Raw genomic sequence first — 12,212 nt, 5'->3', positions numbered from 1 at the left:
CCTATTCCTTCGCTCGACTGTCCGGCTTCCAGCTGCTCATGCTCAAGGGCGTGCGCGAGCGAACGGAGGGTCGCAGCGCGCGACGCAGAATCTCGGCGGCGGCAAGGATGCTGAAGCCCGGGACGATATAGGCGTAGCGACGCCACAGACGCCGCGGCTCGGAGCACAGCCGAAACAGCCACTCGAGCCCGCGTCGTTGCATCCACGGCGGAGCCTGGGCTTTGGTGCCTGCCAGGAAGTCGAAAGCCGCCCCGACGCCGAGCATGACCGGCGCCTCGATGCGCCCGAGGTGGCTTGCCATCCATAGCTCCTGCTTGGGCGTGCTCAACCCTACCCACACGATGTCGGGGCGCGCCGCGTTGATCGCGGCAACGATCGCCTCGTCCTCCTCGGCCGTCAGCTCGCGGAACGGGGGACTGAGCAAGCCCGCCACCTGCAGCCCGGGGTGCTCGGCGATCATGACCTGCCTGAGCTGCTCGGCGACACCTTCGGCGCCGCCATAGTAGAACTGCCGGTAGCCGCGCAGACTTGAGACGGCGGTCATTTCCCGCATCAGGTCCGGACCGTAGACCCGGCGGATACGATCGCTGCCAAAGATCCGTGAAAGCCACACCAGCGGCATGCCGTCCGGCGTCACCATGCCGGCGTCGTTGTGGATGCGACGCAAGCGCTCGTCGCGGCGGCTCTCCATCACGCCGTGAACGCCGGTGATGCAGACGTAATTGCGGCTGCGACGGCTGATCCAGTGCTCAATCGTTGCGATAGCGTCGTTCAGATTGATCAGACTGATGCCGACACCGAGAATATCGACGCGATCGTGATGGATTGAACCGGCGAGACCTAGCTGGCGACTTTCCATATGATCTTCTTCGTTTCACTGGGGCTCGAAAGCAGGCTGTCGAAATAGCGGATGGTCCGGTTCAGGCCTTCCCGAAGCGGGATCGTCGGCCGCCAATGCAAGATCTCTCTGGCCCGGGTAATATCGGGGCAGCGTTGGCGAGGGTCGTCCTGCGGCAGCGCGCGAAACTCGAGTTTCGATTTCGACCCGACGAGAGAGATGATCAATTCGGCAAGTTCGTTGATGGTGGTTTCGGAGGGGTTGCCGAGATTGACGGGGCCGTCGAGATCGCCCTCGACACCCATCAGGCGCATCAGGCCATCGACGAGATCGTCGACATAGCAGAACGATCTCGTTTGCGCGCCCGAGCCAAATATGGTGATCGGCTGGTTTTTCAGGGCCTGGACGATAAAGCTGGAGACAACGCGCCCATCCTGCGGATGCATGTTCGGGCCGTATGTGTTGAAGATGCGTGCGACCCTTATCGAGAGCCGGTGCTGGCGCTTGTAGTCGTAGCACAGCGTTTCGGCGCACCGCTTGCCTTCGTCGTAGCAGCCGCGCGGGCCCGCCAGATTGACGAGGCCGCGATAGGCCTCGGTCTGAGGATGGACGTCGGGATCGCCATACACTTCGCTGGTCGACGCCTGCAGGATCGGGGCGTGCAGGCGCTTGGCGAGGCCCAGCATGTTGATCGTTCCGATGACACTCGTCTTGGTCGTCTGGACCGGATCATGCTGATAGTGAACCGGCGAGGCCGGGCAGGCCAGATTGTAGATCTCGTCGACCTCGACATAAAGAGGGAAGGTCACGTCGTGACGCATGACCTCAAAGCCGGGCTCGTTGAGCAGGGGTTCGACGTTGCGGCGGGTACCCGTGAAGTAGTTGTCGACGCAGAGAACCTGACACTCCTGGTCGAGCAGCCTTGCACACAGATGCGAGCCGAGAAAGCCCGCACCGCCGGTCACAAGAACCCGCTTTTTCATTGGATCACTCCCTGGCTACGAGGCGCCAACAAGGCGTCTCGCTAGGACCCGAAGGTCGCTCCGAACTCTGATCGGGAGGGCTGCGAACGGGAAGGGGTCATTGGGAGCCCCGGCCTATACAATGCGGATTATCCGCGCATACCCAAGGGGTACTCACGAAGAGCCTGTCGCATAGCCATCGTCGCCCCCGATGGGGGTCCGGCAGGTCGCTAGCGTTGCTGCTGCCGAATGTGGACCGCCGCGTCCCATCCGGTGACGCGCGCGGTTCGCGAGGAGAGTCCATGACGGCTGCTCGAGCGGCGATGGCTGGCACGCTGAGGTTCCGGAGTGCCGGTGCATTGCATCAATTCATGCGCACGGCCGCTGTGCTCGGCGTCCTCGCATTCCCATTCTCGCTCCGTGCCGACCCCGCGGGGGACGGCAACGCCTACCGGCTCGGCCCCGGCGATCGGATAACCGTGAGCGTTTTTGGACAGGCGGAATTGTCAGGGGACATCGCTGTCGATGGCACGGGCAAGATTCTCCTGCCGTTGGTCGGGCCGATCGACGTCAGGGATCTGACGATTGATGAGTGCCAGAACCTTATTCGAGACCGGCTGGCCGACGGCGTTCTCCGGCAACCTTCCGTGAGCGTACGGATCAGCGAGCTTCGGCCGCTGTATGTGCTGGGCGACGTGCGCGCGCCCGGTGCTTATCCCTTCCGCTATGGCAGCACCGTGCAGAGCGCCGTTGCCGTCGCCGGTGGCTTCGGACTGCCGCCTCAGATCGAGGCCGCGGCAGTCCCCGAATTCCTGCTGGCCAACGAGCGCGTGCGCCAGCTCAGCTTCCAAAGGCAGGTGCTGTTGGTCCGCCGCGCGCGGCTCGAAGCGCAACGCGATGGCGCGAAGAGCTTCTCGCCGCCCGCCTCGGAGGTGTTCGCGGAAGCGGAGCCCATGCCGGGCGAACAACTTGCCCGGCGGGCGTCAAGCATAATCGCCGACGAGATGGATACCTTTGCAGTGCAGGCTGACATCCTGCAACGGCAGCTCGAGTTGCTGCGGTCGCAAAGGCCCCGCCTGGAAAACGAGATCGAATCCTACAACGGGCAGATCGAGGCAGCGAAGAAGCAGCTCGACGCGGTCAAGCAGCATGCCGATCAATATAGCCGGCTGGTCAAGCAGGGCCTGGGCGTCACGAATGCCGAGCTGCAGTTCCGGCTCACGGAAGCCAACCAGGAGAGCGAGCTCTGGAGGCTGAACACCCAGGTCATGCGCCTGCGGATGGAGGCCGGCGAACTCGACGTCAAGATCTACGAGGCGGAGGCGGCCTTCAAGCGGCAGGTCGTTACCGACCTGCGCGACGTGCGCGAACGCCTGAGGGAGCTCGATGTGACGTTGCCCTCGGCGCGCGAGATCCGGGAGGCGAAGCGTCAGCAGGCCGGCAGTCTGTTCGGCGCCGAAGCGGACCGGACCATCACGGTGACGCGCGCGCGGAACGGTCAGACGACGGTGTTCGAGGCGACCGAGGCGACCGTCGTGCAGCCCGGCGACATCATCGATGTCAAGAAGCGGCTTCCTCCGGAAATGAACCGCAAATTGTCGGCCTCCGAGTCTGGTCGGGAAGCAGCAGCGCGGGAGCTACCCGTTGTGTCGGCGTTACGCTAGCAATCGATCCGACCAGCGACGGACGTAACGGGGCAGCGGCGGCGTCAACGGCGGCAATTCGATGACCTCGATGTCTTCAGGCAGTGCAAGTTGGTCGGCTCCTGTAAGGCGAGCGGACCTGGGCGACCGTTATCTCCTGCTGCTCTCGGTGGTCCTCCTCGGATATGCCTTGCTTGGAAAGGGATTCGCCTATCTTGGCCTCCCTCCCATCTTCATCGGCGAGATTTCCCTGTTCCTTGGTCTTTTGGTGCTGTTGCGGACCGGCTGCCTCGTCGCAACGCTGACGACGTTGCCGGCTCTCGCCCTTGTCACCGCGATGCTCTGGGTCCTTCTGCGCACCTTGCCCTTCATTGAAACCTATGGCTTCGACGCCCTGCGCGACAGCGTCGTCCTGATGTATGGAGGGTTCGCCTTTATCGTTATCGCGCTGCTGCTGGACGACGGCAACCGCATCAATTCAATTCTTCGATACTACGGCACGTTCGTAAGGATCTTCATCCCGACCATCCCCTTCATCTACGCGTTCCATCGCTACATGGGGGAACAGATTCCGAGATGGCCCGGCTCCGACGTACCCATCCTGCAGAGCAGCGGCGAGGTCACCACGCATTTGGCTGGCGCCGCCGTGTTTGCCCTTGTCGGGTTCAGCAGGATGAGCCCGCTCGCCATCGTCATCTTGTCCGCGACGGCCGTGATGGCCAGTGCGGCAAGCCGGGGCGGAATGCTCGCCTTTGTCGTGCCCGTCGTCTTCGCCGCGCTGGTTCTTGGCAAGGTGCGAACGCTGGCGGCTGTCCTCGTCGCCGGACTGATGATCTTTGGCGCGGCCTTTTCGGTCGAAACGGCTGTCACCGAGGCGCGCGTCGCCAGATCGACCGAGGAGCGGTCGCTCAGCACCCGGCAGTTCGTCGACAATGTCGCCAGCCTTGTGACCCGGTCGGGCGAAGATACCGAAGGCACCAAGACCTGGCGTCTCGAGTGGTGGACGATCATCGTCAACGACACGGTGTTCGGGTCCAACTTCTGGACCGGGCGAGGGTTTGGATTGAACCTTGCCGACGCGGACGGCTTCCAGCACAGAAAGGACCCGAACAGCCCCCCGCTGCGGAGTCCGCACAGTGTCCACATGACGATCCTGGCGCGCGCCGGAGTCCCCGGGCTGGCGCTGTGGGCACTCTTCATCGCCGCCTGGTCGGCCGCCTTGGCCGTTGCTTCGAGGGCGGCCCGCCGCAGCGGCGAGCAGGCGTGGAGCGGTTTGTTCATTTTCATCGGCTGTTACGCGGCGTCGTTCGTGATCAATGCATCGTTCGACGTCGCGATCGAAGGGCCGGTGCAGGGCATATGGTTTTGGTGCTTGATCGGCTTCGGCATCGGCTCCGTGATGGTCTACCGATATCAGCACAATTGCTGATGATCGCTCTATGATGGCAACTGAGCTTGGGAGCTAGGGCAGCCATGCGGGCGCCTGGCGCGAGAACGAGCGAACGTATCGTTGCGGTTGCGCTGCTGGCGCTTGCCATTCTGCCGGCAGCCGCAGCACCTCTCCGCGCAGGCGTCATCGACAGTCGCTGTCCGCCGGGCGCGATCGCGGTCGAGCCCGGCGCCGCGATCCAACCCGCGGTCGAGCGCGCCGGCGAAGGTGCCGCGTTTTGCCTGAAGAATGGAATTCACCGGGTTCAGGCGGTGCGGCCGAAGTCCGGCCAGACCTTCAGCGGAGAGGGCCAAACCATTCTGAACGGCAGCCGCCTGCTGACGGCGTTCAGCCGCGACGGACGCTACTGGGTGGCAAGCGGACAGGACCAACGTGGACAGAAGCACGGTCGATGCGCCAGGGACGCGCCGGCCTGTGACTTGCCCGAGGCAGTCTTCATGGACGACCAACCGCTGGTGCCGGTGCTGCGCAAGGACAGTCTTGAAGCGGGCCGGTTCTATCTCGACCGCAGCAGCGGGCGCCTCTACCTCGCCGATGATCCGGCCGGGCGCAAGGTGGAGGCCACGGCGGCCGCTTTCGCGTTCGAAAGCGCCGCAAGGAACGTGACGATCAGAAACATCATCATCGAAAAATACGCAAGCGTCGCCCAGAAAGGCGCAGTCCAAAGCGGCAACACCGCCTGGGTCATCGAGAACTGCGAAGTGCGCCTGAACAGCGGGATCGGAATCGTGGCCCGAGCAGGCGGCCGCGTGCGGGAGTGCGACGTTCATCACAATGGCCAGCTGGGGATCGGCGGAAAAGGCCGGGATATCATCGTCGAGGATAACCGGATCTGGGCGAACAACATCCACGGCTTCGACTTCGGATGGGAGGCGGGCGGCCTGAAGATCGTCCTGAGCGATGGCGTGATCCTGCGCGGCAACCATGTCCACGACAACGTCGGTCCCGGGCTGTGGTGCGACATCAACTGCCGGAACGTGCTTTACGAGGACAACATTGTCGAGCGCAACCAGGGCGCGGGCATATTTCACGAAATCTCCTTCGCTGCCGTCATTCGCAACAATACCGTCCGCAACAACGGCATCGCCGAAAACACCTGGTTCTGGGGCAACGACATTCTCATTGCCGCGTCGCAGGATGTGCAGGTGTACGGCAACAGGCTCACCGTCAGCCCGGGAAAATGCGGCATCATGCTGATCGACCAGGGGCGCGACGATCAAGTGCGAGCGCGCAATGGCCCGATCTACAAGACGAAGAACAACACGATCCGGAACAACGAGGTGACCTTCGAGGGGGCGGCATGTGCAGGCGGCGCGTCCGACGTCAAGCCGGGGCACGAGAATTTCTCAATCATCACGGACGGCAACAACGTCCTTGATGGCAACCTTTATCGCGTTCGGCGATCTGCCGGGCCTGCGCGCTTCGCCTGGGGCCATGCGACCTTCGACTGGGAAGGGCTGCGCGCGCAGGGTGTGGAGCCGACCGGGCGGATGGTGATCTACTGATCGCTCGCACGTCAATCGCTTCTGCCGTCAGTCAGGCTGCACTGCGTGTCAGTGCGCGGCCTGCGTCTGGGCCGTCAATCGTCCAAGGCGCATCTCCGAGCACCATCTGGATTACTCCCTTGTTGCAGTAATGGAGCGGGTTCTATCCCCGTATCTTGTGCCCAGAAGTCAGGGAGTGTGACATGCGGAAAGATGCGACAGTCCTGGTCACCGGAGCCGGCGGTTTTATCGGCCACCATCTTGTCAAGTATCTCGTCGAGCGTGGGTACACCGTGCGCGGTGTCGACATCAAGGCGCCGGAGTACGAACAGACGGCGGCTGACGAGTTCATCATCGCCGACCTTCGCAAGCCTGCCGAGTGCATGAAGGCGACAAAAGGCGTCGATGAGGTGTATCATCTCGCGGCGGACATGGGCGGCATCGGATACATCAGCGCATCCCACGCCGGCATTGCGATCAACAACACGCTCATCAACGCGCACACGCTGTGTGCGGCCCGCGAGAATGGCGTGAAGAGGTTCCTGTTCTCGTCGTCGGCGTGCGTCTATCCGCAATATCTTCAGGAGCAGCCCGAAGTCGTGCCCCTGCGTGAAGAAGACGCGTTTCCCGCGCAGCCCGAGGAAGGCTACGGGCTCGAGAAACTGTACATGGAGAAGCTCTGTCAGTACTTCACGGACGACTGGGGATTTGTGACCCGGGTGGTGCGCTTCCACAACGTCTATGGGCCGCTCGGCACCTACGATGGTGGTCGCGAAAAGGCTCCCGCCGCAATCTGCCGCAAGGTCGCGACACTTCCGGATCGCAGCGAGATCGAGATCTGGGGCGACGGCAAACAGACACGATCGTTCATGTATATCGATGATTGCGTCGAAGGAATCTACCGCATCATGCAGTCCGACTATGGCGCGCCGCTCAATCTCGGTACCGACGAGCTGGTGACCGTCGATGATCTCGTCGACATCGTCTGCGCGATTGCGGGGAAGACGCTGGTCAAGCGGCACGATGTGTCGCGCCCGCAAGGTGTGCGCGGCCGCAACAGCGACAATTCGCGGCTGAGGAGCGTTCTCGGCTGGGAGCCAAAGACGGCGCTGCGCGCGGGGCTGATCCCGACATACCGATGGATCGAGGAATACATGGCAGGCCGGCAGCAGCATCCCGTGCAGACCGCGGCCGAATAGCCCGGAATCGCGTTGGCCGTTCGAATGCGTGTCGCGAACCGGCAGCGCCGACCATAAGGGAACGCCGAGAATGGCAGAAATTGGCGCGCTTCTCCCTCAAACCGATGCGTCGACGAGCCGTCACCACGGCCGGCGCAGTGGGGACGAGGGATTCGCTCGCCGTTTTCGAAAGACAATCGTCATCGCGACCCTGGCGTTCGGCGATCTGGTTGCCGCAACTGCCGCGATCGCTTGCAGTCGCGCATTGATCGGGATGTCCGGTACGCAATCGCCTGATCCGGGCTATCTCATGATGCCTCTCGTCGTTGTGGTATTCCTTTGTGTCGGCCTGTACAGCGGATGCGGCCCCAGTCCATATGAGCGGTTCAGGCTGCGCGCGATCGGCGTGGCGGCGCTGGCCGCGATCGATCTTCTGGTCGAAAGTCGTTTGAATGGACTGTCGGCCCTGCCTGTTGCGGTTGCAACCTGCGACGCGTTTTGTTTGCTGATCCTCAGTCACTACGCGGAGACCATGGTCCGCGCCATGCTCATTCGTCTCGGCCTGTGGGGCGCTTCGGCTGCTGTCGTCGGGTGCGGCGACAGCAGCCAGACGTTGGCGCGGTTTCTGGAACGCCATCCGTCGCTCGGATTGCGGCCAATCGGCTTCATCGAGACATCCCGTGATCAAGCGGCGCGCGGCGCGCTTCCCTTGCCGCTGATCGGAGAGTTGGCGGAAGCAGGCCGGCCGTACCCCGACGTCGAATTCGCGCTCTTTGTCTCCGCGAGCGAACTGTGCGCGGCCTCAACCGGTCCATACGCATGGCTGCCGACCTGTCGATTTCTGCTGGTCGAGGATGTACAGGATTTGCAGAGCCTGTGGTTGCGCACGCGGACGCTGGGCAGGGGAATCGGAATCGAGATCCGGCGTGACGTCTGCTTGCCGTACAACCAGGCGCTCAAGCGCGCCATCGATCTGTTCGTCGCGGTTCCCCTGGCAGTGCTGGCGGCGCCGATCATTCTTCTTCTCGCGGCTGCCATCAAGATCATCGACCCGGGACCGGCGATCTATGTCCAGGATCGGGTCGGGCGCAACGCGAAGACGTTGCGGATCTTCAAGCTTCGCACGATGTATGCCGGCGCCGAACAACGCCTGCAGGAACATCTGTGCAATGATCCGGTCGCGAGGGCTGAATGGCAGCGCTTCTTCAAGCTCTCGCACGATCCTCGCGTCCTGCCCATCGTCGGAAACCTGCTGCGGCGCACCAGTCTCGATGAGCTACCGCAACTTTGGAACGTCATTCGGGGCGAGATGAGTCTCGTTGGTCCGAGGCCGTTTCCCGCGTACCACATGAACGGCTTCGATCCCGAGTTTCGCGTCATTCGGACCAGCGTGCAGCCTGGCATCACGGGGATGTGGCAGATTTCGTCGCGAAGCGACGGTGACCTGGAGGTTCAGAGGGCGCAAGACCTCTTCTATATCCGAAACTGGTCGATCTGGCTCGACCTGTATATTCTGTTGCAGACGGTCATTGTCGTCATCGAGGGCAAGGGAGCCAGATGAATTCGCCCGCGCGCAGGTCTGGCTGCGCACACGCTCCGCTGATCCATCAAGTCCGAGGCCGTAGCGATTGCCCCGCTATTTGCCGATTCTGCCCGCGCCGGTCGCTTTTTGAATCAGCACGTCGTGGATCAGCTCGCCATTGATGCGGTCGATCCCGACATGATTTGCATTCTGCGCAATCACGCGGAGCTGGGCCGGTCGCTCGGCAATCCCTGCGTCCGGAGCCGAAGCTTGCTTGCCGGCGTTTGCGGCGGCAGAGCCCTTGTCGATCGGATGGGTGAGCAACTCGTTGTTGTTCAGGGCCCAGATCGCCGCCTGGGTCCGGTTCTGGACGCGGATCTTCCGCAGTATCGCCTTGACGTGAACCTTCACGGTCGCCTCGGCAATGTCGAGCTTGCGTGCGACGCACTTGTTGGTATCTCCCTCCACCAGGCAGCGCAAAATGAGCTTCTCGCGGGGGGAAAGCTGTGGCGCGGTTGAATCGTCGGCCGCCGAGTGGCCGCTGGCGCTGTGCGGCGCCGTCTCGCCGAGGGAGGCGAATTCGGCGCTGCGGACGAAAGTGCGCAAGGCCGGTGGAAAGACAGTCTGGCCCATCATGACGAGTTCGATCGATTTGATGAAGGCGTCGCATGTCGTGATGTCGACGAGGTAGCCGCTCGCGCCGGACCGGAATGCCGAAACCAGGTCGCTCTCGCGATACCGGTCAGCCACGATTGCGACGAGCCCGTTTGGATAGCGCGCCTGGAGCAGCGCTATCTGGCCGGCGACGGACTCGAAATCATCGCCGGTGTGAACAATAAGGAACAGCAGCTGATGCCGCTGCAGTTGAGCCGTGCTTGGAATCAACTCGTCCGTGGACGATACCGAACTTTGGATGCGAAAATGCGCTGCCCGTAATATTCCGGAAAGTGCTTCTCTGAGTAATACACTTTTTCCAATGACTACGGCCGCAAATGACTGCCGCCTTTGCATGATACTCTCCTGCCGGCGCCCAATTGAAAATAAAAGGGGCGATCGAACTCAGTAATTCTGGGTTGTCGATGGCCGAATGACTGTGCGTTAACGGTGGTCTGGCAACGTTGATAAATCTGGAAGCGCCAAATATTGTGCGACTTTCTTGTTCTTCAATGAGAAGGCTCGGATGCGGGCGATATGGGGGCTTTCGACTTTTTTTGTCTGCGACATTTTTATGAATTGTAGATTCGAATTCCCGATATCCCTATATACCTAAAGTTATATAGTCGTACCTTGTTTGATGAGCGGTCGCCGTCAGGTGAATGCGGACCATTGCGAAAGTCCGCACCGGACGATCAAGCGTCGCCGAAATGGTGTTTGAAGCAGCGCTACAGCGCACCCCTGGCAGTATTGGAGGGGTCCGTCATTATCTGCATGAGCCATGCGGCCCAGGGCCGCGAGCGCCTCGATGAGGACGTGTTGGCAGTGAATTCGGGGCGCCGTGCCTGACCTTGGCTGAGCGCGATTGCGCTGCGCCGACTTCGGGGAAGCGAAAACCGAGTTTTGGAAACAAGTGTGTAGCCCGGCGTTTAGTTGCGAGGCGTTGAGCCACAAGGGGAGAGGGCAAGTGCCCACGCGTTGCGTCACGGTGGTGATTGCGGACCGCCAACCGATCGTCCTGCACGGCTGGATCAACCTTCTCGGGCCGAACAGCGGCTTCAGAGTTGTGGCGTCCTGCGATGACGGGCCAAGCTGCATTGACGCGATCAGGAGTCTGGTCCCCGACATTGCCATTCTTGACATCGCAATGCCCGGTGCGAGCGGACTGGAAATTCTCGCGATCGCCGGCTCCGAAAAGATTCCGACCAAGCTCGTTCTGTTCACGGCATCCAGCGACGAGGGAGAGCTTGCCCTGGCGGCCGCCGCAGGCGCGTACGGCATCATTTCGAAGGACGTCGATGTGGCAGTCGTCGTTCAGTCCTTGCGCCGGATTGCCGATGGCCAGAGGCTGTTGCCGTCATCCTTCCCGAACGGCGTGATGCCTCGCGAGCCGGCAAACATCGCGCGTGAGCAGAACGCGCTCAACGTGCTGACCGATCGCGAGCGCCAGATCATGCGCCTGGTGTCCGAAGGACTGTCGAACAAGGAAATTGGACGCAGGCTGAACATCAGCGACGGCACGATCAAGGTGCATCTGCATCACATCTTCCAGAAGCTGGAAGTCAGCAATCGGACGGTGCTCGCGGCGCTCGCCATCGCGCAAGGCGAGCTCAATGGATGAGGTAGCGGCGGGGCTCGAGCCCCGCTGCGCCCACCCTCGCAAAATCGCTGCGCCGGGAATCTCGCCGACGCAGCCGGGTCAGACCCAGCCGCCGTCGACGATGTAGTTCTGGTTGGTGCAGGCGCCGCTGTCGTCGGCGGCGTAGAACAGCACGACGCGGGCGATGTCGTCGGGCGTCAGCTTGCGCTTGATGCACTGACGCTGCATCAGCTCGGCCTCGGCTTCCGGCGTCAGCCAGTGATCGAGCTGCCGCTGCGTCATGATCCATCCAGGGAGGATGGAATTGACCCGCACGTTGCTCGGCCCGAGATCGCGGGCCAGCGCCCGGGTCAGGCCCTGTACCGCCGATTTCGCGGTGGTGTAGCAGGGCATGTTGCCCTGGCCGATCACCCAGCTCACCGAGCCGATGTTGACGATCGAGCCGCCACCGGCCTGGGCCATATCGGGCGCGACCGCCTGGGCGCTGAAGAACTGGTGCTTCAGATTGACGGCGAACCGCTCGTCCCAATATTCCGGCGTGACGTCGGCGATCGCGTGGCGGTCGTCACGGGCCGCGTTGTTGACCAGGATGGTGATCGGACCGAGCGTCTCGCGGATCCCCGCGATCGCGCGCCGCAGGGCGGCGATGTCGCGCAGATCGGCATGCTCGAAATGCACGGTGGCCCCTGCGGGAAGGGTCGCCAGCAGCTGCTGCGACGCCGCCGTATCGATGTCGATAAATCCGACCCGCGCGCCTTGGCCGATGAATTGGCGGACGATGGCTTCGCCGATGCCGGAACCGCCGCCGGTCACCAGAACGGTGCGGTCTTTGAGGCTTGGATAGCTGGCGCCTTGCATTGGAATCCTCTCTTGGCGCCTCA

10 protein-coding genes are annotated in these 12,212 nt (G+C 62.5%); 6 read left to right on the top strand and 4 right to left on the bottom strand.

The features are described 5' to 3' along the window. Position 1: 1 nt before the first annotated feature. Together J6500_RS08970 and J6500_RS08965 are read right to left on the bottom strand one after the other, a co-directional pair. Entirely contained in the window at positions 2 to 859 is an 858-nt protein-coding gene (locus tag J6500_RS08970) for a WecB/TagA/CpsF family glycosyltransferase (RefSeq protein ID WP_225712338.1), read from the bottom strand. Continuing rightward, positions 841 to 1,821 carry a UDP-glucuronic acid decarboxylase family protein gene (locus tag J6500_RS08965; RefSeq protein WP_225712337.1) on the bottom strand — a complete coding sequence of 327 codons (981 nt, stop codon included), beginning with the start codon at positions 1,819 to 1,821 and terminating at the stop codon, positions 841 to 843. The genes J6500_RS08970 and J6500_RS08965 overlap by 19 nt, the downstream gene beginning before the upstream one ends. A 281-nt stretch (positions 1,822 to 2,102) precedes the next feature. On the opposite strand from J6500_RS08965, the gene J6500_RS08960 reads away from it, so the two are divergent. The 5 genes from J6500_RS08960 (at position 2,103) to J6500_RS08940 (ending at position 9,116) form a co-directional block, all read left to right on the top strand. Beyond that, positions 2,103 to 3,464, top strand: coding sequence for a polysaccharide biosynthesis/export family protein (locus J6500_RS08960; RefSeq protein ID WP_225712336.1), 1,362 nt, complete (start codon positions 2,103 to 2,105; stop codon positions 3,462 to 3,464). Positions 3,465 to 3,525: 61 nt separating this feature from the next. Beyond that, positions 3,526 to 4,872 (top strand): O-antigen ligase family protein, encoded by a 1,347-nt coding sequence (locus J6500_RS08955; protein WP_225712335.1) that lies wholly within the window; start codon positions 3,526 to 3,528, stop codon positions 4,870 to 4,872. A 44-nt stretch (positions 4,873 to 4,916) separates the two neighbouring features. After that, complete coding sequence (locus J6500_RS08950; protein ID WP_225712334.1) at positions 4,917 to 6,398, top strand: right-handed parallel beta-helix repeat-containing protein; 1,482 nt, start codon at positions 4,917 to 4,919, stop codon at positions 6,396 to 6,398. Positions 6,399 to 6,580: 182 nt separating this feature from the next. Next, positions 6,581 to 7,576 carry an NAD-dependent epimerase/dehydratase family protein gene (locus tag J6500_RS08945; RefSeq protein WP_225712333.1) on the top strand — a complete coding sequence of 332 codons (996 nt, stop codon included), beginning with the start codon at positions 6,581 to 6,583 and terminating at the stop codon, positions 7,574 to 7,576. Between the two features lie 70 nt (positions 7,577 to 7,646). Then, the gene (locus J6500_RS08940; RefSeq protein WP_225712332.1) at positions 7,647 to 9,116 is read left to right on the top strand and encodes an exopolysaccharide biosynthesis polyprenyl glycosylphosphotransferase; all 1,470 of its coding nucleotides are present in this window, start codon (positions 7,647 to 7,649) and stop codon (positions 9,114 to 9,116) included. Positions 9,117 to 9,191: 75 nt separating this feature from the next. On the opposite strand, the gene J6500_RS08935 is transcribed toward J6500_RS08940, so the two are convergent. Beyond that, positions 9,192 to 10,088, bottom strand: coding sequence for a LuxR C-terminal-related transcriptional regulator (locus tag J6500_RS08935; RefSeq protein ID WP_225712331.1), 897 nt, complete (start codon positions 10,086 to 10,088; stop codon positions 9,192 to 9,194). A gap of 610 nt (positions 10,089 to 10,698) precedes the next feature. Here J6500_RS08935 and J6500_RS08930 point away from each other — a divergent pair. Beyond that, entirely contained in the window at positions 10,699 to 11,352 is a 654-nt protein-coding gene (locus J6500_RS08930) for a response regulator transcription factor (protein WP_225712330.1), read from the top strand. A 78-nt stretch (positions 11,353 to 11,430) separates the two neighbouring features. On the opposite strand, the gene J6500_RS08925 is transcribed toward J6500_RS08930, so the two are convergent. Then, entirely contained in the window at positions 11,431 to 12,189 is a 759-nt protein-coding gene (locus J6500_RS08925) for an SDR family NAD(P)-dependent oxidoreductase (protein ID WP_225712329.1), read from the bottom strand. Between the last annotated feature and the right edge of the window lie 23 nt (positions 12,190 to 12,212).

Origin of the sequence: Bradyrhizobium semiaridum, assembly GCF_020329505.1 — a bacterium.
Taxonomy (GTDB): Bacteria; Pseudomonadota; Alphaproteobacteria; order Rhizobiales; family Xanthobacteraceae; genus Bradyrhizobium; species Bradyrhizobium semiaridum.
This window is presented reverse-complemented; position numbering and strand designations above follow the sequence as displayed.

Bases quoted from the DNA above. Each gene is read 5' to 3' on its own strand.
- J6500_RS08970 (WP_225712338.1), bottom strand. From the start codon at position 859: ATGGAAAGTCGCCAGCTAGGTCTCGCCGGTTCAATCCATCACGATCGC.
- J6500_RS08965 (WP_225712337.1), bottom strand. From the start codon at position 1,821: ATGAAAAAGCGGGTTCTTGTGACCGGCGGTGCGGGCTTTCTCGGCTCG.
- J6500_RS08960 (WP_225712336.1), top strand. From the start codon at position 2,103: ATGACGGCTGCTCGAGCGGCGATGGCTGGCACGCTGAGGTTCCGGAGT.
- J6500_RS08955 (WP_225712335.1), top strand. From the start codon at position 3,526: ATGACCTCGATGTCTTCAGGCAGTGCAAGTTGGTCGGCTCCTGTAAGG.
- J6500_RS08950 (WP_225712334.1), top strand. From the start codon at position 4,917: ATGCGGGCGCCTGGCGCGAGAACGAGCGAACGTATCGTTGCGGTTGCG.
- J6500_RS08945 (WP_225712333.1), top strand. From the start codon at position 6,581: ATGCGGAAAGATGCGACAGTCCTGGTCACCGGAGCCGGCGGTTTTATC.
- J6500_RS08940 (WP_225712332.1), top strand. From the start codon at position 7,647: ATGGCAGAAATTGGCGCGCTTCTCCCTCAAACCGATGCGTCGACGAGC.
- J6500_RS08935 (WP_225712331.1), bottom strand. From the start codon at position 10,088: ATGCAAAGGCGGCAGTCATTTGCGGCCGTAGTCATTGGAAAAAGTGTA.
- J6500_RS08925 (WP_225712329.1), bottom strand. From the start codon at position 12,189: ATGCAAGGCGCCAGCTATCCAAGCCTCAAAGACCGCACCGTTCTGGTG.